The 19,559-nt window shown below is 61.9% G+C and carries 16 protein-coding genes and 2 tRNA genes; 5 read left to right on the top strand and 13 right to left on the bottom strand.

The features are described from left to right. Positions 1-9: 9 nt before the first annotated feature. Entirely contained in the window at positions 10-987 is a 978-nt protein-coding gene (locus tag HNP33_RS09515) for a CobD/CbiB family protein (protein WP_184707693.1), read from the top strand. 133 nt (positions 988-1,120) lie between these two features. Here the strand turns inward: HNP33_RS09515 and HNP33_RS09510 are convergent, their stop codons facing one another. Together HNP33_RS09510 and HNP33_RS09505 are read right to left on the bottom strand one after the other, a co-directional pair. Continuing rightward, the gene (locus HNP33_RS09510; RefSeq protein ID WP_184707692.1) at positions 1,121-2,173 is read right to left on the bottom strand and encodes an aldo/keto reductase; all 1,053 of its coding nucleotides are present in this window, start codon (positions 2,171-2,173) and stop codon (positions 1,121-1,123) included. 21 nt (positions 2,174-2,194) lie between these two features. Continuing rightward, positions 2,195-3,370, bottom strand: coding sequence for an MFS transporter (locus HNP33_RS09505; protein ID WP_184707690.1), 1,176 nt, complete (start codon positions 3,368-3,370; stop codon positions 2,195-2,197). Between the two features lie 151 nt (positions 3,371-3,521). On the opposite strand from HNP33_RS09505, the gene HNP33_RS09500 reads away from it, so the two are divergent. Beyond that, entirely contained in the window at positions 3,522-4,487 is a 966-nt protein-coding gene (locus HNP33_RS09500; RefSeq protein ID WP_184707688.1) for a LysR family transcriptional regulator, read from the top strand. Positions 4,488-4,616: 129 nt separating this feature from the next. On the opposite strand, the gene rsgA is transcribed toward HNP33_RS09500, so the two are convergent. The 3 genes from rsgA to HNP33_RS09485 are packed head-to-tail and all read right to left on the bottom strand — an operon-like array spanning position 4,617 to position 7,302. Continuing rightward, positions 4,617-5,606 carry a ribosome small subunit-dependent GTPase A gene (rsgA, locus tag HNP33_RS09495; protein ID WP_184707686.1) on the bottom strand — a complete coding sequence of 330 codons (990 nt, stop codon included), beginning with the start codon at positions 5,604-5,606 and terminating at the stop codon, positions 4,617-4,619. Positions 5,607-5,611: 5 nt separating this feature from the next. Further along, complete coding sequence (locus HNP33_RS09490; RefSeq protein ID WP_184707684.1) at positions 5,612-5,956, bottom strand: 4a-hydroxytetrahydrobiopterin dehydratase; 345 nt, start codon at positions 5,954-5,956, stop codon at positions 5,612-5,614. After that, a complete protein-coding gene (locus HNP33_RS09485; RefSeq protein ID WP_233464457.1) occupies positions 5,953-7,302 on the bottom strand; it encodes a M48 family metallopeptidase in 1,350 nt (449 codons plus the stop codon). The genes HNP33_RS09490 and HNP33_RS09485 overlap by 4 nt, the downstream gene beginning before the upstream one ends. Here HNP33_RS09485 and orn point away from each other — a divergent pair. Beyond that, positions 7,301-7,915 (top strand): oligoribonuclease, encoded by a 615-nt coding sequence (gene orn, locus HNP33_RS09480; protein ID WP_233464456.1) that lies wholly within the window; start codon positions 7,301-7,303, stop codon positions 7,913-7,915. The two genes, HNP33_RS09485 and orn, sit on opposite strands and share 2 nt — an antisense overlap. On the opposite strand, the gene HNP33_RS09475 is transcribed toward orn, so the two are convergent. Next, positions 7,908-8,660 carry a hypothetical protein gene (locus HNP33_RS09475; protein WP_184707678.1) on the bottom strand — a complete coding sequence of 251 codons (753 nt, stop codon included), beginning with the start codon at positions 8,658-8,660 and terminating at the stop codon, positions 7,908-7,910. The genes orn and HNP33_RS09475 overlap by 8 nt on opposite strands. Before the next feature lie 395 nt (positions 8,661-9,055). On the opposite strand from HNP33_RS09475, the gene HNP33_RS09470 reads away from it, so the two are divergent. Further along, positions 9,056-11,074 (top strand): DEAD/DEAH box helicase, encoded by a 2,019-nt coding sequence (locus HNP33_RS09470; RefSeq protein ID WP_184707676.1) that lies wholly within the window; start codon positions 9,056-9,058, stop codon positions 11,072-11,074. A gap of 96 nt (positions 11,075-11,170) precedes the next feature. On the opposite strand, the gene HNP33_RS09465 is transcribed toward HNP33_RS09470, so the two are convergent. The 7 genes from HNP33_RS09465 to HNP33_RS09435 form a co-directional block, all read right to left on the bottom strand. Next, on the bottom strand, positions 11,171-12,412 hold the full coding sequence (locus tag HNP33_RS09465) for a multidrug effflux MFS transporter (protein ID WP_184707674.1): 1,242 nt from the start codon (positions 12,410-12,412) through the stop codon (positions 11,171-11,173). Positions 12,413-12,691: 279 nt separating this feature from the next. Next, a complete protein-coding gene (locus HNP33_RS09460; protein ID WP_221452033.1) occupies positions 12,692-13,231 on the bottom strand; it encodes a GTP-binding protein in 540 nt (179 codons plus the stop codon). Between the two features lie 12 nt (positions 13,232-13,243). Next, a complete protein-coding gene (locus HNP33_RS09455) occupies positions 13,244-14,155 on the bottom strand; it encodes a hypothetical protein (RefSeq protein WP_184707672.1) in 912 nt (303 codons plus the stop codon). 356 nt (positions 14,156-14,511) lie between these two features. After that, positions 14,512-15,012 carry a copper chaperone PCu(A)C gene (locus HNP33_RS09450; RefSeq protein ID WP_184707670.1) on the bottom strand — a complete coding sequence of 167 codons (501 nt, stop codon included), beginning with the start codon at positions 15,010-15,012 and terminating at the stop codon, positions 14,512-14,514. A gap of 174 nt (positions 15,013-15,186) precedes the next feature. Beyond that, positions 15,187-15,262: transfer RNA gene (locus HNP33_RS09445), tRNA-Lys, on the bottom strand. Between the two features lie 65 nt (positions 15,263-15,327). Further along, positions 15,328-15,403, bottom strand: a tRNA-Lys gene (locus HNP33_RS09440). Between the two features lie 237 nt (positions 15,404-15,640). Then, positions 15,641-16,618, bottom strand: coding sequence for a GMP reductase (locus tag HNP33_RS09435; protein ID WP_184707668.1), 978 nt, complete (start codon positions 16,616-16,618; stop codon positions 15,641-15,643). Positions 16,619-16,911: 293 nt separating this feature from the next. Between HNP33_RS09435 and HNP33_RS09430 the strand changes: the two genes are divergently transcribed. Next, a complete protein-coding gene (locus HNP33_RS09430) occupies positions 16,912-19,392 on the top strand; it encodes a UvrD-helicase domain-containing protein (protein ID WP_184707666.1) in 2,481 nt (826 codons plus the stop codon). Positions 19,393-19,559 lie beyond the last annotated feature (167 nt).

The following is a 19,559-nucleotide window of genomic DNA, read 5'->3' as shown; positions in this document are numbered from 1 at the left end:
TCACCGACCATGAGTTTTTTTGCCACGCTGATCGCCTTGCTGCTGGAGCAGGCCAAGCCCTTGTCGCGCGACAACCCGGTGTACGCTGCCGTGCGCGCCTGGGTACAGTGGATCAGCCGCAATCTGGACGCGGGCCAGCAGCGCCACGGCTGGCTGGCCTGGTGCGTGGCGGTGTTGCTGCCTACGCTGCTGTCACTGGGCATGCACTGGCTGCTGACCTGGCTGGTGGGCTGGCCGCTGGCCATGGTGTGGCATGTATTGGTGCTCTACGTCACGCTGGGTTTTCGCCAGTTCAGCCATCACTTCACACGTATCCGCGATGCGCTGGAATCGGGCGATGAAGAGCAGGCCCGCCAGTATCTGGCAGCCTGGCAGCAGGTGGATGTGGGTCAATTGCCGCGCAGCGAGATCGTGCGCCATGTGATCGAATACTCCGTGCTGGCTGCGCACCGCCACGTATTTGGCGTGCTGGCCTGCTATTCCATTGGCTCAGCCCTGGGCCTGGGGCCGGCAGGCGCAGTGTTCTACCGCATGGCGGAATATGTGTCGCGCTTTGCCAGCAAGCCCGCCCAGGCCAGCGAGCTGGCGCATGGCGCTTTCCAGGACGTGGCGGCCCGCGCCTGGGCCATGGTGGATTGGCTGCCCGCGCGCCTGACCGCGCTGAGCTTTGCCATCGTCGGCAATTTTGAAGAAGCCATCGACGGCTGGCGCTTTCAGACCCAGCACTTTCCCAACGACAACGACGGCGTGATTCTGGCCGCCACCGCTGGTGCCATCGATATCCGCCTGGGTGGCGCCGCGCTGCGTGCACGCACGGCAGATGTCGATGCTGGCGAAGCAGCCCTGTTGCAGGGCGATGGCTCCACCACGCCAGGGCGCGATCCGGAAGTGGCGCACCTGCGCAGTGTGGTGGGCCTGGTGTGGCGCTCGGTGGTGGTGTGGATGCTGTTGCTGGCGCTCTTGACCCTGGCGCGGCTGTTGGGGTGATCGCTGCTTTTCTTTGGCGGTAGGTGGAGAGCTCCTGTGCGCAGCAAAGCCAGCGAACCTTTTTTGTGGTATCGCTGGCTTTTGGTTTTTGGGGCTCTAGCGCTTGCTGAGCAAGCACCTTCAGCTATGTCTTTTATAGTGTTCGCACACTGGAACGCACCGCAGGTGGCGCCAGTTCGCTGAACTGGCCGTTCCAGTACGGGTAGTAAGGGTAGGGCGGCATCACGGCGCTGGCGTCATCGAGCAATCCGATCTGCTCGGCGCTCAGTTGCCAGCCCACGGCGCCCAGGTTCTGCTGCAATTGCTCCTCGTTGCGTGCGCCAATCAACACACAGGCGACCGTGGGGCGCTGCAGCAGCCAGTTGATGGCGACCTGGGCCACGCTCTTGCCCGTATCTTGCGCCACGGCCTCCAGCGCATCCACCACTTTGTACAGATGCTCGGTGGCTACGGGCGGTGCAAACTGCTCGGTCTGGTGCAGGCGGCTCTGTTCGGGCAGAGGCTGGCCGCGGCGAATCTTGCCTGTGAGCCGGCCCCAGCCCAGCGGGCTCCACACCATGGTGCCGATGCCCTGGTCCAGACCCAGCGGCATCAGCTCCCACTCCATGTCACGGCCAATCAGCGAGTAGTAGGCCTGGTTGGTCACATAGCGCGGCAGGCCGTGCCGGTCAGCGGCGGCCAGCGATTTCATCAGCTGCCAGCCCGAGAAGTTGGAGGCGCCGACATACCGCACCTTGCCAGCCTGCACCAGCGCATCCAGGGTCTGCAGCACCTGCTCGACCGGCGTGTGGGCATCAAAAGCGTGCAGTTGCAAAAGGTCGATGTAATCGGTCTTGAGGCGCTTGAGGCTTGCCTCCACCGCGCTCACCAGGTGCTGGCGCGAACTGCCCGCATCATTGGGGCCGCTGCCAGTGCGCAAGCCAACCTTGGTCGAGACGATGGCTTGTTGGCGGCGCCCGGCGAGCGCCTCTCCCAGCACGGCTTCCGATGCGCCGTCCGAATACACATCGGCGCTGTCGAACAGGTTGAGGCCTGCATCCAGGCAGATATCGATCATGCGCCTGGCATGGTCTGCGCCACTCTGTCCCCAGGCCGAGAACAGAGGGCCTTGGCCGCCAAAGGTGCCGGTGCCCAGGCCCAGCGCGGGTACTTTCAGGCCGGATTGGCCAAGGTAGCGGTATTCCATGACAAAACCTTTCCAAAAAGCTTATGCAGAAGCGCTGGCGGCGCAGGCCACGCCAGCCGTGCGGCGCTGGCTCATGCCCACCAGCACCAGGCCCAGGGCCGACAGCGCAGCGGCTCCCCAGGCCACCGACAGCAGGCCAGCGCCTGCAATCAGGCTGCCACCCACCCAGGCGCCCAGCGCATTGCCCAGGTTGAAGGCAGAAATATTGAGGCTGGATGCCAAGGTCGCTCCCTGGCTGCCCACGCCCTGCATCACACGCATCTGCATGGGGGCCACGGTGGCAAAGGCCACCACGCCCAGCGCTGCTACGTAGGCCATGGCCACGGCGCCTGACTGGCCGAACGCCCAGCGGCCCAACACCAGAACCGCCACCAGGCCGCCCAGTGTGATCCACAGCGCCCGCACCACACCGCGGTCGGCCAGCTTGCCGCCAGCGATATTGCCCACGGCCGAGCCCGCGCCAAACAGCAGCAGGCTAATTGCCACGCCGGTGTTGCCCATGTGGGTGATCTGCGAGAGCAGTGGCTCCACATAGGTGTAGAGCGCAAACACGCCGCCAAAGCCGAACACCGTCATGCCCAGGCCGAGCCACAGCGGGGTGCTCGACAATACCGACAGTTCATCGCGCAGCGCGGCGGGGGCCGATTGCTTCAGGTCACGCGGCACGAAGAGCGCCAGAATGCCCTGCGCCACCACACCCACCACGGCCACGGCGGCGAAGGCCATGCGCCAGCCAAAATGCTGGCCGATCCAGGTGCCGGCGGGCACACCCAGCAAGGTAGCCAGCGTCAGGCCGGAAAACATCAGCGCAATGGCAGAGGCCTGCTTGTCCTTGGGCACCAGGCTGGTGGCAACGACTGCCCCCACGCCGAAGAAGGTGCCGTGCGTGAGCGAGGTGAGCACGCGCGCTGCCATTAGCGAGCCGTAGTTGGGCGCAAACACTGCCGCCACATTGCCTGCGATGAAGATGAGCATCAGGCTCAGCAGCAGCTGCTTGCGCGGCCAGTGGCGCGTCAGCAAGGTGAGCACTGGCGCGCCTACGGCCACGCCGAAGGCATAGCCGGAGATAAGGGTACCTGCCGTGGGAATGCTGATGCCCAGGTCCTGGCTGACCTGGGTGAGCAGGCCCATGATGATGAATTCGGTGGTGCCGATGCCAAAGGCGCCGGCGGCGAGTGCCAGTAGGGATACAGGCATGGGGAAGTTCCTTTCAGTGCGGGCTAGCGGACGGCTTCATGCCCGGGAGAAGGAATTGTCGTGACTGGCACTGCCTTTGTGTAGATGGAATAATGGAAACGCATTTGTGCTGCTGTGGCACAAATAAAGCGCTCCCGGCAAAGGATCACCCATGCAAGCCACCCGCTCCGCTGCGGCCCCGCAGTTTGAAATCAACCGCTCCGGCGAACTCGAAGTATTTGTACAGGTGGCGGAAAAGGGCAGCTTCTCGGCCGCGGCCCGCCATCTGGGCGTGTCGCCCTCGGCCATCAGCAAGATCGTTGCCCGCCTCGAAGCACGCCTGGGGGCCCAGCTGGTACTGCGCAGCACGCGCCGCGTGCAGTTGACGCCCGAGGGTTGCCAGCTGTACGAGCGCGGCCAGCGCGTGCTGGCGGATCTGAATGATGTGGAAAGCGTAGCCTCGCAGCGCAGCGTTCCCAAGGGCGTGGTGCGCATCAATTCCAGCTCGTCCACGGGGCAAAAGCTGCTGGTTCCCTTGGTGGCGCGGCTGATGCAGACCTATCCCGAGCTGGTGCTGGATCTGAGCTTTACCGACCATGTTGTGGATCTGATGGAGGCACAGGCCGATATCGCCATCCGCTGGGGCAAGCTGCCATCGTCGGATGTAGTGGCGCGGCTGCTCGGCCATACGCGCCAGGTGATCGTGGCCGCGCCGTCCTATCTGGCAGCCCATGGCACGCCAAAGGTGCCGGGCGATCTGGCGCACCACATTCGCATCGGCTGGAACTACCAGCGCACCGTGCCCCACTGGCCGTTTACCGTGGACGGGCGGGCCGTGGAGGTACCGATTGGCGAAGCGCTGCGCGTCAACGACGGGGATGTGATGCGCAATATGGCGGTGGAGGGGGCGGGTATGGCCAGATTGTCGCTTTTCCATGCGTGGAATGACATTGCTGCGGGTCGGTTGCAGGTCGTGCTGGAGCCCTTCAACACCGGCGTACTGGAGCCCATCCACGCCGTGTACCTGGGCAAGCCAGACCAGTTGCCATCGCGCACGCGGGCGGTGCTGGATTTTCTGAAGGCCCATGTGGATCTGACGCACGCCGAGCAGTTGCCTCCGGCGTGGTTGCAGGCTTGACCGAAGCTAGCTTCCCGATCGGTGATCTTTTCAATAGCTGACGCTCACCCTGTGGGTGCAAGGTGCTATCACATCAACCGTTCGGATGACGCCGGGGATGGCGCCGGTGGTGTGGAGCAGGAAATAGCTTCAATACGCGCTCAGATTGAGTTCGTCAAACAGTTCGCGGTAGATGCGGTAGCGGTTTTCGCTGATGGGCAGGGTCTCCGAGCCATTCGTGACCGCGTCAATCACGCCGCAGCCGGGCTCATGCAGGTGCGTGCAGTTGTAGAACTTGCAATCCTTGGCATGGGCGCCAATGTCGGGCATGCAGGCGGCCAGTTGCGTGGGCGCGATGTGGTAGAGGCCAAACTCCTGAAACCCGGGTGAATCGATCAGTGCCATGGTGCGTGCCTCATCCACCCAGTACAGCGTTGTGCTGGTGGTGGTGTGCTTGCCGGTGTTGAGTGCCTGCGAAATCTCGTTGGTGGCGACGTTGGCGCCAGGGATCAGCAGGTTGATCAGGGTACTTTTGCCCACGCCGGAGGGGCCCAGCACCAGCGTAGTCTTGCCTTCGAGTAGGCCGTAGATGGCGTCGCGGTCTTCCTCGTCTGCGCCTTCCAGCGCAAAGGGCAGCACCGTGTAATGCGGCGGGTCATCGGCCTGGTCGCGCATGGTGCGGTAGGGTTCCAGTCGTTCCCAGGCACGCAGAAAAGGCTCGCCCAGGTCCATCTTGTTGAGGGCGATGATGGGCGTGATGTGCGCGGCTTCGGCGGCAATCAGGGCGCGCGCCAGCTGCACTTCGCTGAACACCGGCTCTGCGGCGATCAGGATCAGGAGCTGGTCGAGGTTGGCCGCAAAGGTCTTGGTGCGGATGTCGTCCTGGCGGTAGAAGACGTTGCGGCGCTCCTGCACCTTCTCGATCGTGCCCTCGTCGCCCTGGCCGGGCGGCGGCGCCAGCCAGAGCACATGGTCGCCCACCACGGCCTGGCTTTTCTTGCCGCGCGGGTGGCAGATGCGGCGCTCGCCGTCGGGTGTCTCCACCACGCAGTGGCGGCCATAGCTGGCCACGACCAGGCCGGACTGGGTATCGCCCTGGCCTGGCGCGTGGGCGCCGGGGCGCCGTCCGTGTTTTGCCATGGGGATCAGGCCAGTTGCAGCAGCGCTTCGATTCGGCGCGCGCATTCAAAATCGGTGGCCGACAGGCCGTTTACATCGTGCGTATTGAAACGCACCACGCAGCGGTTGTAGTGCACCGATAGGTCGGGATGGTGATCCTGCGTGTGGGCGATCAGCGCCACACCGTTCACAAAGGCCATGGTCTCGTAGTAATTGGCAAAACGGAAGGTCTTTTCGATTGCCACGTCGCCGCCATCGCCAGCCAGCACCCAGCCGGGCAACTGGCCCAGTTGTGTGACCACCTCGGAGGCGGTGAGCGCGCGGCGCGTCTGGGCGGACCAGTCTTGTTTGGGCAGGTGGGATTGCGTCATGGTGTCAATTGTTGCATGTGGCTGATCCGCTCCACTGCGGGCGGGTGCGAATAGTAGTAGCGCACATAGAGCGGGTCGGGGGTCAGGGTCGAGGCATTGTCCTCGTACAGCTTGAGCAGGGCGGACTGCAGATCCTGTGCGCGCGTCTGTTGCACGGCATACGCATCGGCTTCAAATTCATGCTTGCGCGAAGAATGCGCCATCAGTGGCGCGACAAAACCGCTGAACACCGGCGCAGCCAGCAGGAACAACAGCAGCGCCAGCGCATCATTGGGGGCCGAACCTGCCACTCCTTGTACGTTGAAATTGGGCGTGACGCCCAGCCCGGTGTAGAACCAGCCTTGGCCCGACAGCCAGCCCAGCAGTGCAAAGCCCAGCAGGGTGAGCGCAAACAGCGCCACCATGCGTTTGATGATGTGCTTGTGCTTGAAGTGGCCCAGCTCGTGCGCGAGCACCGCGTCCACCTCGTCGGCATTCAATTTTTGTAGCAGGGTATCGAAGAACACCACACGCTTGCTGGCGCCAAAGCCGGTGAAGTAGGCATTGGCGTGCTGGCTGCGGCGGCTGCCGTCCATCACGAACAGGCCCTTGGCAGAGAAGCCGCAGCGCTGCATCAACGCCGTGACGCGGGCCTTGAGCGATTCGTCTTCCAGCGGCTGGAATTTATTGAACAGCGGCGCGATGAACGCCGGGTAGATCACCATCAGCAGCAGGTTGAAGCCCATCCACACGGCCCAGGCCCACAGCCACCACCAGCGGCCGGCGGCTCCCATCAACCACAGGATCACGGCGAGGATCGGCAGGCCGATGATGGCGCCCATGGCTGCGCCCTTGAGCAGATCGCCCAGCCAGAGGCCCGGGGTCATCTTGTTGAAGCCAAAGCGCTGTTCGATGACAAAGGTCTGGTAATAGCTGCCCGGCAGGTCGATCAGCCCGCCGATCAAGGCGAAAACGGCCACCAGCGCCAGTTGCTGCAGCATGCCGCCGCCCATGGCATCCAGCAGCCAGTGGTTCAGGGCATCGAGGCCGCCCAGCAAGGTCCAGCCCAGCAGCACCACGGTGCCAAGTGCCAGCTCCAACAGGCCAAAGCGGGTTTTTGCAATGGTGTAATCGGCTGCTTTCTGGTGCGCAGCCAGGCTGATGCGGTCTGCAAACAGCGAGGGCACGGCATTGCGGTGGGCGGCCACATGGCGCATCTGGCGCGAAGCGAGCCAGAGTTTGAGCAGCACGCCCAGCGCTAGCGCGGCGGCAAAGATCAGGGTGAACGACAGCGATAAAGTCACGAGTGGGGCTGTTGAAAAGCGGAAAGCAATCAAGTGTAGGGCATCGGCGACAATCACCCGCATGCAAGACAAGAACACCCCTGCCGTCGCGCCAGAGTCTGCGCCGCAGCTGGACAAATCGGACCTGAACCTGGTCTGGCTGGACTGTGAGATGACGGGACTGAACCCTGAAGAACACCGTGTGATCGAGATCGCACTGGTGGTGACCAATGCCGACCTGAGCGTGCGCATCGAAGGCCCGGTGATTGCCATTCACCAAAGCGATGAAGAGCTGGCCAAGATGGACGCCTGGAACCGGGGCACCCACGGAAGAAGCGGCCTGACCGATCGCGTCAAGGCATCGACCGTGACCGAGGATGAGGCGCAAAAGGAAGTGCTGCGCTTCATGAAGCGCTACGTGCCCAAGGGCAAGGTGCCCATGTGTGGCAACAGCATCGGCCAGGACCGCCGGTTTCTCGCCCGGTACATGCCGGAGCTGGAGGCCTATTTCCACTACCGCAATGTCGATGTCAGTACCCTCAAGGAGCTGGCAAGGCGCTGGAAGCCCGCAGTGGTGACCGGCTTCAAGAAGGCGCAGAAGCACACGGCGCTGGCCGATGTGCATGAATCGATCGACGAGCTGCTGTACTACCGGGCGCATTTTTTACAGCTAGCGCCCGAGCCAGCGGCTACTTGATGTCGAACTGATTGACCTGGCTTGCTTCGGTCACCAACGTGTCTGTTTTGCCAGCCGAGCGGGTGACGGAGCGCTCCTTGAGCGTGAGCCCCCGGTAAGTGCCTGCAGATGCCACCCAGGAGGTGGTTTGGGTATCGCTTTTTGCGTCGGGATTGCCTTGTGGGCTGGCAACAACCGTGGTGGTGAAACGGCAAGCCTCGAACTGACCGAGGGCGGTGGAGATGGTCTCTCTGCCCTCGTAGGTTCTTGTGTAGGCCAGCGTGGTCACCGTCTTCGTTTCTTGATCAGATGTAGAGCGGCTATCGGTTTGCACGATGGTCTGTGAAGTGGCCTGGCCTGGCTCCATGGCAATCACGGACTGGCGCGCTGGCGTCATGCTTTGTCGGCTGGAGGCGCCGATATTCAGTGCGCTATAGCCGTGGTATAGCAGCGCTCCGCCTTCGATGGTGTAGTGAATGCTGGTCCGCCCGGTATCTGGCGAGACATAAATGGTGTTGACGCCGTTCTCTTCTTTCTGGCTGGTAACCCGGTGGAGAAAGTGAGATTCCAGTGCAGGCGCATCATTCAAGCGGCTGCTCTGTGTGACATTGATCTGCGTGTCCTGGCGGTAAAAACCGGTGTTGAAACAATCGCTGGAATCCTTGGCTTCTTCTGAACTATCACTGCCGCCACCACCGCAAGCTGCCAGCAGGGCGGCACTGAGCAAGCCGGCGATCGCCATGAAATTTCGTGAATACATGGTCATGTCAGTCTCCTTGTTCTCATGCGTCTGGCGACATCGTAGTGGAAGCGTGACCTTGGTTAAGCAAAATGACCTGGGCCGCTGCGTTTTCCACCGCTTCGGGCTTTTGCGCTTGCTGGCACAGGGACGCTTGGGCGCACAGATGCCCTCTGCTTGATGCGGGAAAACCCGAAACGTGCGATAATCGCTGCTTCTTTCCGCCACTTACGGCGGTGATACGCACATCTCCCTTCATTCTCTGGGCGTCCAGGCCATGCGATTCGCAGCACGGCCGTTTGAAACAAGCCCACGGCACACACTTTGGCCGATACCGTTTGATGGTTGATGTATTTACAACCATGAACGGACCGGAACTGCGTTGCGAACCGCGCAGCGGCCGGCCATTGCTATTTTTCAAAATGACGCAAGACCTCCATCTGCAGGGCGAAGCCGCGCCTGCCCAAAACTTTGCCGACGCTGAAAGCCACGTCGAAAACATCGAATCCACCGAATCAGACGCCGTAGAAGCGCAAGCCGACGAACCCAACGGTTTTGTCGAGCTGGGCCTTGCGCCCGAGCTGGTGCAAGCCGTCAAGGACCTGGGTTACACCCAGCCTACCGCAGTGCAAGAGCGTGCCATTCCATTGGCCATGCACGGCGAAGGCGAAGCATCGGCTCACTTCACCGACCTGATGGTGTCGAGCCAGACAGGCTCGGGCAAGACCGCTGCCTTCCTGCTGCCCGTGCTGCACACGCTGATCGAACAGCAGGCTGCCAGCGCCGCGGCCGAGCGCGCCGAGCACGATCGCCTGGTGGCAGAAGCCCTGGCCCGTGGTGAGCAGCCACCCAAGCGCGCCAAGCGCAAGAACCCGCTGAGCCCGCGCAACTTCAAGGCCGCCCAACCCGGAGCCCTGGTGTTGTGCCCTACGCGCGAGCTGGCACAGCAGGTGGCGCATGACGCCATCGAGCTGGTGCGCCATTGCAAGGGTCTGCGCATTGCCAACGTGGTGGGCGGCATGCCTTACCAGTTGCAGATTGCCAAGCTGCAGAACGCCGATCTGGTGGTGGCAACGCCGGGCCGCCTGCTCGACCTGCAGCGTTCGCTGCAGATCAAGCTGGACAAGGTCCAGTTCCTGGTGGTCGACGAAGCCGACCGCATGCTGGATCTGGGTTTCTCCGACGATCTGGCCGAGATCAACCAGCTGACCATCCAGCGCAAGCAGACCATGATGTTCAGCGCCACCTTTGCGCCGCGCATCCAGCAACTGGCCATGCGCGTGATGCACGACAACGGTGCAGGCGTCAAGAAGCTGACCATCGATTCGCCCCAGGAAAAGCACGCCAACATCAAGCAGGTACTGTTCTGGGCCGACAACTCCGACCACAAGCGCAAGATGCTGGACCACTGGCTGCGCGATGCCTCCATCAACCAGGCCATCGTGTTCGCCTCCACGCAAGTGGAATGCGATGGCCTCGCCAATGACCTGCAGCAGGACGGCTTCTCCGCCGTGGCGTTGCATGGCGCACTGAGCCAGGGCCTGCGCAACCGCCGTCTGATGGCGCTGCGCAATGGCCAGGTGCAGATTCTGGTGGCCACCGATGTGGCGGCACGCGGCATTGACGTGCCCACCATCACCCACGTCTTCAACTACGGCTTGCCGATGAAGGCCGAAGACTATACCCACCGCATTGGTCGTACCGGCCGCGCGGGCCGCTCAGGCCTGGCGGTGACTTTTGCGGAGTTCCGTGACCGCCGCCGTGTGTTCGACATCGAAGGCTATACCAAGCAGCAGTTCAAGCCCGAAGTGATTCCAGGCCTGGAGCCGGTGCAACGCTTCCCAGCGCGCAGCGAAGGCCCACGCGGTGGCCGTGGTGGCGACCGTGGCCGTCCAGGCCGTGGCGGCTTTGGTGGTGGTGACCGTGGTTTTGGTGGCCGACGCGACGGCGATGGCTATGGCCGCAAGTCTGGTTTTGGCGACAGCGGTGCTGGCCGCCAGGGCGGCTTCGGTGGCGCACCACGCAAGCCTGGCTTTGGCGAAGGCTTTGGTGCCAACCGTGGTGGCGACAGCCGTCCGCGTTTTGACCGCGACGACCGTGCGCCACGCTTTGAGCAGCGCGCCGAGCGTGGTGGTGACCGTTTCAATGATCGTGGCGGTGACCGCTTCCAGGATCGCGCGCCGCGCCCGGAAGGCCGCAGCTTTGACCGCGCCCCTGCCGACCGTCGCTTTGAACGTGGCGACCGTCCCGAGCGCAGCGACCGCTTTGGTGGCGGTGGCGGTGGCGACAACCGTGCCCCACGCAGTGCTGGCCCTCGCCATGGCGGTGGCGATTTTGCGCCGCGCCGCCCAGGTGGTGCCGGTGAGAACCGCTTTGGCGACCGTGGCGGCCGTCCTTACGCACCAGCGGGCGACCGCAAGCGCACCGAGCGCAATCGCTGATCATTGATCGCACAACAAAAGAGCTTCCTTCGGGAAGCTCTTTTTTTTGGGAGCATTTGGCGCTTGATGGATAAGCACTACATGCCGTTTTCAGAATCAAAGCTTTGAGGAATGGCGGCCAATGTCGGGCCAGCGGTGGTGAAAGTAGACCCAGCTGATGAGACCGGCCGCCATCAGGCAGATTGAAGCAACGGCCAGCGCGATGGTGGAATCCATCACCAGCGGCGCCAGAACACCGGCTACCAGCCCGTTGGCAACCGAGGACACCACGGCTTGCAGCGACGAGGCAAGGCCGCGACGTTCAGGGTGCAGATCGAGCACCAGCAAGGTCACCACGGGGGTCATCAAGGCCCAGCCGAACGAATAGATGCCCAGTGGCACCAGCGCCCAGGCGGGGTGGGGAGGCAGCACCAGATTCAGCAGCAGGTAGATGCTGGAGGTCACGAACATGATCAGGAACCCGTGGCGCACCTGGCGTTTGGGTGGAATCTTGCCCGCCAGGCGGCCGCTCACCCACGCACCGGCCATGATGCCGCCAATGGTGCACAGGAAGAACCAGAAGAACTGGGTGGGCTGCATCTTCATGTGCGTGCCCAGAAAGGTGGGCGCTGACAGGATATAGATGAACATGCCGTTGAAAGGCACACCGCTGGCTGCGGCCAGCAACAAAAAGCGTGGGCTGGTGCACAGCTGCCAGTAGCCGCGCATCAGGTTCTTCAGATCAAAGGGCTGGCGCTTGGCCGGTGGCAGGCTCTCGGGCAGCAGGCGCCAGTTGTACGCCCACAGCAGTACGCCGATCACCGTGAGCAGCCAGAAGATAGACTGCCAGCTGGCGTAGGCAATGAAGGCGCCGCCAATCATGGGTGCAATGGCCGGGGCGATGCCGAAGTAGATGGTGATCTGGCTCATCACCCGCTGCGCTTGGGCGGGGGGAAACAGGTCGCGTACCACGGCCCGCGACACCACGATGCCGGCACCTGTGGTGCAACCTTGCAGGGCGCGGAACAGAATCAGCTGTTCAGGCGTTTGGGCCAGCGCGCAACCCGCAGAGGTCAACGCAAACGCGGCAAGCCCCCACAGCACCACGGGGCGGCGACCCAGGCTGTCGGACAGGGCGCCGTGGAACAGGTTCATGAAGGCGAAGCCAAACAGATACGCTGACAGCGTTTGCTGCATTTGCAGCGGAGACGCGTGCAGCGATGCGGCAATTCCGTCGAAGGCGGGCAGATACGTATCGATGGAGAACGGACCCAACATGCCCAGAAGCGCCAGCATGACCGCCAGAACCCATTGGGGCGTGGGCTGGGGTGAGGCGGGAGCAGTGCGAAGATCGTTCATGAGAAGCGCGCCACGCGCTTGCAGCGGGCGGCGCCAGTGTTAAAGGCGAAAAAAGGGGAAGGCACCAACTGCCGCTGCCGTAAAGGCCTTGGCTTCAGCGCAGGTTGTAAGAACATGTTCCCGATCTCTGCACGGCCGCGTTGGAGTGCAATCGGGAGGAGTTCGTAAACACGTTCTCAGGGACAGCGGTGCAGCTTACCTGAAGCTGCGGGTCTGTGCAGTCGCTCTGGTATGCCTCGCCCAATGAAAGGCAGGCAAAAGACCGGTAAAAGGGGCCGATCAGGCTGCGGTTTCGTCGGGAAGCATCGCGGCGATGATGTCGAGGGTGTCGAGCATCTGTGCCGGGTTGCGAGGGTCGGCGCTGAGCACTGGCACGGCGCACTGCGGGTAATTGGACAGGCGCACGGTGAACATCTCCTGCTGCGCAGCTGAGGCGGGGCGCGAGATCAGCACCACCACCACCTGCAGCTTGGGCGAGCGAAAGCACTGCTGGATCAGGGTTGCAGTGTGCTCCAGTGCATGGGGCTCATGGATATCGACCATGACAATCGCACCAAAGGCCAGCGACAGCGCCCATTCGCGCACGAAATCGTAGCGCTCCTGACCGGGACAGCCGTAGACCTGCAAGGTGTCATTGTCGTCCAGCTTGATCTCGCCAAAGTCCAGGCCCACGGTGGTGGTTTCCTTGGCGTGGGCCTGTTTGTCGAGGTTGGGCACCTCGCACTCAATGGCCAGGCTCCCGCAGAGGCTGCGAATCGCCGTGGTCTTGCCAATGCCCATGGGGCCCACCAGCACGATGCGTTTAATGAGATGTTGCATGTGAGCCTGACTTTAGATGGAGGTCGTGTTAGAGCCGGTGGAGTTGCGGTTCTGGCCGATCCAGCGGCTGAGTTGGCGGAACAGGCCCCGCGCGATGCCCTGGTTTTGTGTGGCGGTGGCGGCTACCACCGCAGTCTCGGGCGCAGGCGCTGTAGGGGCAGATGTTAAGGGTGTTGGTGTGTGGAGTGCGGGGAATACCGTTTCCACCAAAACGCCCTTGCCGCGCAGCACTTGCAGCAGGCGCAGCAGCTCGGCGCGATCCAGCGGCGCACGCTCGCCCAACTCTTCCAGAGTGCGCTCGCCGGAAATGAGGGCGGCCAGCACCTGGCGATGCGCCTGTCCGGCCATGCTGCCGGTCAGTTGCGTCCAGCGCTTGATGCGAAAGCGAGTGCCAGCGGCGGGCTCGGCATCCTCTGCCAGGAAGGCGGGATGCACTGGCATATCGGCCACGGGGGCAACGGCGGGCTCAGGTGCTCTGCCGAGGTCGGTGGCCTTCAGAAAGACGGCATCCGCGTTCTTGATCTGCACGTCATGCTGCGTAGTCATGCCCTGCATCCGGCGGTTCTTCAGCGTCTCGCGCAGGCGCTTGCTATGGGCTTGCAGGCTCATTTGCTCCAGCATCTGCGTGAGGCGGCCCACACTGTAATCGGGGGGCAGCTGTCCATCGATCTGGTGCGGCCATTGCGCGCGCAGGGCATCGGCCTGGTCGTCACTGGCAATCAGCAGGACGCACGCATTGTCGGGCCGCTTGCTGATGGCCTCGGATGCGCTCTGGGCGTCTACCACCCACAATTCAGTGGCTGGCTTGGTGGCGCCCGTGGCTTGGCTGTCGCGCCAGCGCTTGGAGGCCACATCAAACAGATAACTAAAGCGCAGTTGATGTGCTTCACTTAAATGGGCGGCATGCAAAATCAGGTCAGACATTCATACTCTCCCGTGCAGCAACATGTTCAATCCCAGAAATGACAAGCATTACTGTGCCTGCTATTTCTTGCTCTCGGCTTGCAGGTAAATACATTTTCAGAGGTTGTAAATGAATGTCAATAATCTAAATTCATGATAAGCAATATGCTTATTGAATTTATCGAATTTTCTCTATGAAAATTGGGGAAAACCCTTATTACGTGACAAATGTAACCTGTGCTTAAAGGTGACACTGCGGCGGCGCGAAAATCCACATGCCGCACTGCGGCTCATGGCCTTTGGCGATAAGCGCAAAAGAAAAAAGCCGCTGGACCGCAGCGGCTGGCAGGAGAGGGGCGTGTTGCCGTTGACAGCAATCAATGCTGGTGGGCTCCGTGCGGGTGCACGTCGCTGTTTCCGGCCTTGGGGGCAGGATTGCCGCTATTGAGGGCACGTGCCGGTGCTGTCACAGCAATGCTTTCCTTGAGTCCGTCTTCATGCACCACTTCCAGCGTGAGCTGTACGTTGTCGCCAGCATTCAAAGGCTGCTTGAGACCCATCAACATGATGTGGAAAGAGCCGGGCTTGAGGTTGACGGTCTGGCCATTGGGCAAATCCACGCTTTGTACGGCGCGCATCTTCATGACATTGTCCTGCATGCTCATTTCGTGGATTTCGGCGGACGCAGCCGCCTCGGTCTTGACGCCTACCAGCTTCGCATTGTCATGGCCAGAGCGAAGGTCCATGAACACCCCCGTAGCCTGTTGCCCGGTCACCGACGCGCGCGCCCAGGCGTTGCTGACGGAGACATGGGCGAATGCGCTGCTGGCCGCAGCAAAGGCAATGGTGGCGAGCAGGGGGCGAAGCAGGCGAGGCATGGCAGTGGTTGGTTGAAGAAGGGTAGAAAGATGCAGTGCGGGCAAGGTCGCGGCACGGCGGGAAACTGACCGGCCCATTTTACAAGTCTGGTCTTCATTGCGCATGGGGGGCGAGGTGCCGCTGCGGAGAATAGGCAAAAGAAAACGGCCTAGGCATGAAGCCTAGGCCGTGTCTGGTGGGCCCTGAGTGATTCGAACACTCGACCAACGGATTAAGAGTCCGCTGCTCTACCAACTGAGCTAAGAGCCCGTAACCATGCACCGCAAGGTGTCTGATTCGGTTGCAACCGGCAAGAAGCCAATCGCTGAAAAATGTGGTGGGCCCTGAGTGATTCGAACACTCGACCAACGGATTAAGAGTCCGCTGCTCTACCAACTGAGCTAAGAGCCCACATTTGTTTGCTGTCGGCTGTGTGCTGCAGCAAGCCTTGTATTATGCACCAATTTTTACGCCTGTCAGGGAAAACGTGGTCGTCGGCTTTGTTTTTTCCGATCAACCGACGATTTTCATGACAGCGAATGCTATCGATAGGATAGCTATCTGTACTTTCCAGGCCAGCTTTAGTGCCCTGTTTTGCCAGTTATTTGCTGAGATTTGGCCGACAAGGCACCCCTGCGTGCGTCAGGGTTACATCAGCAGGTGTTCGCCCGCGTTGTCGCCGCCCAGAATGACGTAATTGACCTTGCGAATATCCATGAGCTTCTTGCCGCCCGAGTAGCTGATGGAAGATTGCACATCCTGCTGCATCTCGGTCAGCGTATCGGCCAGCTTGCCCTTGACGGGCTCCAGAATGCGCTTGCCTTCCACATGCTTGTATTCGCCCTTGTTGAAGTCCGATGCCGAGCCGTAGTATTCCTTGAACAGTTCACCATCGACTTCGACGGTCTTTCCAGGCGACTCTTCATGGCCGGCAAACAGCGAGCCGACCATGACCATGGTGGCGCCGAAACGCACGCTCTTGGCAATGTCGCCATGGCTGCGGATGCCGCCATCGGCAATGATGGGCTTGGTGGCCACGCGGGCACACCATTTGAGGGCCGACAGCTGCCAGCCTCCTGTGCCAAAGCCTGTCTTGAGCTTGGTGATGCAGACCTTGCCCGGGCCGATGCCGACCTTGGTGGCGTCAGCGCCCCAGTTTTCCAGGTCAATCACGGCTTCGGGCGTGCCCACGTTGCCAGCGATCACGAAGGCGGCAGGAATCTTGGCCTTCAGGTACTGGATCATGTTCTTCACGCTGTCGGCATGGCCGTGCGCGATGTCGATGGTGATGTATTCGGGGCAGATGCCTTCGGCGACGAAACGGTCCACCGTGTCGTAATCGGGTTGCTTCACGCCCAGCGAGATCGATGCGAACAGGCCCTTGGATTGCATGTCCTTGGTGAAGGCCACGTTGTCGATGTCGAAGCGGTGCATCACGTAGAAGAAGCCGTTCTGCGCCAGGAAGGTGCAGATCTTTTCGTCCACTACGGTCTTCATGTTGGCGGGCACGACCGGCAGCTTGAAGCTGTGGTTGCCCAGCTCCACGCTGGTGTCGCATTCCGAGCGGCTTTCCACGCGGCACTTGCGAGGCAGGAGAAGAATATTGTCGTAATCGAAGATTTCCATTTGGTTCCAAGCTCCATGAGAGGTTGCCGCGAACTGTTTCGCAGCGATTGCATAGCAAAAGGCGCTTGGCTTGGAAACCGGTCTTGCGGGCGCATCACGCATGGGGGCGATACGCCAATCCTGCGCGTGCAGGCGCAAAAAAACCGGGTCACAAGAAACTTGGGCCCGGTGATTGATTCTAACAGCAAGCGTCGCCGGGGCAAAAGCCTTGGTAGCAGGTGCGGTACTCGCAAGGCGGGCGAAGGGTTTCCGGGCTTGGGTCTCGCCTGGCGCGTGCTCCCTACAATGGCGGTATGGATTCGAATGATTTGTTTGCCGACCCGCCGGTGTCTGGTTCTGCCCACCTGCCGCTGCTCAATGGACTTAATGAAGAGCAGCTCGCCGCCGTCACCCTGCCTGCAGGCCACGCGCTGATTCTGGCCGGAGCCGGTTCTGGCAAGACGCGCGTGCTCACCACCCGCATCGCCTGGCTGCTGCAGACTGGTCGCGCCACGCCGGGTGGCATCCTGGCCGTCACCTTTACCAACAAGGCGGCCAAGGAGATGCTCACGCGCCTGTCCGCCATGCTGCCCATCAATGTGCGCGGCATGTGGATCGGCACTTTCCACGGCCTGTGCAACCGCATGCTGCGTGCGCACCATAAATCAGCCAACCTGCCGCAAACCTTTCAGATTCTCGACACGCAGGATCAGCTCTCGGCGGTCAAGCGGCTGTGCAAGCAGTTCAATGTCGACGAGGAGTCGCTGCCCCCCAAGCAACTGCAATATTTCATCAGTGGTTGCAAGGAAGAGGGCCTGCGCCCGGCCGATGTGCAGGCGCGCGACATGGCTGAGCGCAAGAAAGTGGAGCTGTACCAGCTGTACGAGGAGCAGTGCCAGCGCGAAGGCGTCGTCGATTTTGGTGAGCTGATGCTGCGCAGCTACGAATTGCTGCGCGACAACGCACCGATCCGCCAGCATTACCAGCACCGCTTCCGCCACATCCTGGTGGACGAGTTCCAGGACACGAACCGGCTGCAGTACCTGTGGCTCAAACAACTGGCTGGCGACATGGTGGGCGGGAGCTTTCAGTCCAGCAGCAGCGTGATTGCCGTGGGTGACGACGACCAGAGCATCTACGCCTTCCGCGGTGCGCGGGTTGGCAATATGCAGGATTTCGTGCGCGAATTCGATGTACGCCAGCAGATCAAGCTGGAGCAGAACTACCGCAGCTACAGCAACATTCTCGATTCGGCCAACGCCCTCATCAGCCACAACAGCCACCGCCTGGGCAAGAACTTGCGTACCGATCAGGGGCCGGGCGAGCCGGTGCGGGTGTCGGAGAGCGTGACTGATCTGGCTGAGGCGCAGTGGATGGTGGATGAGATCAAGTCGCTGGTCAAAAGTGACGACGTGGCGCGTAGCGAGATTGCCGTGCTCTACCGCAGCAATGCGCAAAGCCGGATTCTGGAAACCAGCCTGTTCAATGCGGGCGTGCCCTACCGGGTGTATGGGGGCCTGCGCTTTTTCGAGCGAGCCGAAATCAAGCACGCGCTGGCCTATCTGCGCCTTTTGGAGAACCCGCACGACGACACCAGCTTCATGCGGGTGGTGAACTTTCCGCCACGCGGCATTGGTGCGCGCACCATGGAGCAGTTGCAGGAGGGCGCGCAGGCGGCTGGTTGCTCGCTGTATGACGCGGTAACGGCCGTGGCGGGCAAGGCGGGCACCAAGCTGCAGGCCTTTGTGGCGCTGATTGACGTGCTGCGCGAAGAAACCCAGGGCAAGACCCTGCGCCAGACGATCGAGCAGATGCTGCAGGCCAGTGGCCTGATCGAGCACTATCAGACGGAAAAGGAAGGTGCCGATCGCATCGACAACCTGGGTGAATTGGTGACAGCGGCCGAGAGCTTTGTCACCCAGGAAGGCTTTGGCAAGGATGCGGTGGCCATTCCGCTCGACGAGCAGGAGGCCATGGGCGTTCCCGGTGCGGGCCAGAGCCCGGTGAGCCAGGGCCTGAACCCGGATGCACCGGTGCTGGATACTCCGCTGCCGAATGCATCGCCCAGCGCACTGCCCGATGTGGGCAATGCGCAGATGATCAACCCCGACACCGGCGAGACCCTGTCGCCGCTGGTCGCGTTCCTCACGCACGCAGCGCTGGAGGCGGGCGACAACCAGGCACAGGCCGGGCAGGATGCCGTGCAACTGATGACCGTGCACGCCAGCAAGGGGCTGGAGTTTGATGCGGTGTTCATCGCTGGCCTGGAAGAAGGTCTGTTCCCCCACGAAAACGCAATGAGCGACATGGGTGGCCTAGAGGAAGAGCGCCGCCTGATGTATGTGGCGATCACCCGTGCGCGCAAGCGCCTGTACCTGTCCACATCGCAGACGCGCATGCTCCATGGCACCACGCGCTACAACGTGCGCAGCCGCTTTCTGGATGAGCTGCCCGAAGAAGCGCTCAAATGGCTCACGCCCAGGCATTCGGGGTTCGGCAGTGGCATGGGCAGCCTGGCTTTCAGTTCAGGCGCGGGCGGCGCACGCGGGGCAGGCGCTGGCAGCTGGAATGCAGAGTCATCGATGAGCATGTGGGGCAAAACGCCGGTGCCTGCCCAAAAGGCCGAGCCTGCGCATGGCATCAAGGTGGGCATTCAGGTGTTTCACAACAAGTTTGGCGAAGGCAAGGTGCTGGCGGTGGAAGGCACTGGCGACGATGCGCGCGCGCAGGTGCATTTTCCGCGCCATGGCACCAAGTGGCTGGCGCTGTCGGTGGCCAAGCTCACGGTGGTGTAGGACTGCTGCATTGCTGATGCAATTGAATGCGTAGCGTTTTGCGCAGGCCGGTATTGCGGGTCATGCGCATTTGCCTCTTGCTTTGCATGCCGATGGGCGCGTGCAGCAGCGGTGCGCTGACGTATAGCGTATGGCTGGAAGACCTTGCTGATGCAAAAAATGGTTGC

The sequence above is a fragment of the Comamonas odontotermitis genome (assembly GCF_014207855.1).
Taxonomy (GTDB): domain Bacteria; phylum Pseudomonadota; class Gammaproteobacteria; order Burkholderiales; family Burkholderiaceae_C; genus Comamonas; species Comamonas odontotermitis_A.
Note: the sequence above shows the minus strand (reverse complement) of the source record. Positions and strands in the feature narration are given on the sequence as shown.

Excerpts from the sequence above, each read along its gene's own strand:
- HNP33_RS09515 (WP_184707693.1), top strand. The coding sequence starts at position 10 with ATGAGTTTTTTTGCCACGCTGATCGCCTTGCTGCTGGAGCAGGCCAAG.
- HNP33_RS09510 (WP_184707692.1), bottom strand. The coding sequence starts at position 2,173 with ATGGAATACCGCTACCTTGGCCAATCCGGCCTGAAAGTACCCGCGCTG.
- HNP33_RS09505 (WP_184707690.1), bottom strand. The coding sequence starts at position 3,370 with ATGCCTGTATCCCTACTGGCACTCGCCGCCGGCGCCTTTGGCATCGGC.
- HNP33_RS09500 (WP_184707688.1), top strand. The coding sequence starts at position 3,522 with ATGCAAGCCACCCGCTCCGCTGCGGCCCCGCAGTTTGAAATCAACCGC.
- rsgA (WP_184707686.1), bottom strand. The coding sequence starts at position 5,606 with ATGGCAAAACACGGACGGCGCCCCGGCGCCCACGCGCCAGGCCAGGGC.
- HNP33_RS09490 (WP_184707684.1), bottom strand. The coding sequence starts at position 5,956 with ATGACGCAATCCCACCTGCCCAAACAAGACTGGTCCGCCCAGACGCGC.
- orn (WP_233464456.1), top strand. The coding sequence starts at position 7,301 with ATGCAAGACAAGAACACCCCTGCCGTCGCGCCAGAGTCTGCGCCGCAG.
- HNP33_RS09485 (WP_233464457.1), bottom strand. The coding sequence starts at position 7,302 with ATGCGGGTGATTGTCGCCGATGCCCTACACTTGATTGCTTTCCGCTTT.
- HNP33_RS09475 (WP_184707678.1), bottom strand. The coding sequence starts at position 8,660 with ATGACCATGTATTCACGAAATTTCATGGCGATCGCCGGCTTGCTCAGT.
- HNP33_RS09470 (WP_184707676.1), top strand. The coding sequence starts at position 9,056 with ATGACGCAAGACCTCCATCTGCAGGGCGAAGCCGCGCCTGCCCAAAAC.
- HNP33_RS09465 (WP_184707674.1), bottom strand. The coding sequence starts at position 12,412 with ATGAACGATCTTCGCACTGCTCCCGCCTCACCCCAGCCCACGCCCCAA.
- HNP33_RS09460 (WP_221452033.1), bottom strand. The coding sequence starts at position 13,231 with ATGCAACATCTCATTAAACGCATCGTGCTGGTGGGCCCCATGGGCATT.
- HNP33_RS09455 (WP_184707672.1), bottom strand. The coding sequence starts at position 14,155 with ATGTCTGACCTGATTTTGCATGCCGCCCATTTAAGTGAAGCACATCAA.
- HNP33_RS09450 (WP_184707670.1), bottom strand. The coding sequence starts at position 15,012 with ATGCCTCGCCTGCTTCGCCCCCTGCTCGCCACCATTGCCTTTGCTGCG.
- HNP33_RS09435 (WP_184707668.1), bottom strand. The coding sequence starts at position 16,618 with ATGGAAATCTTCGATTACGACAATATTCTTCTCCTGCCTCGCAAGTGC.
- HNP33_RS09430 (WP_184707666.1), top strand. The coding sequence starts at position 16,912 with ATGGATTCGAATGATTTGTTTGCCGACCCGCCGGTGTCTGGTTCTGCC.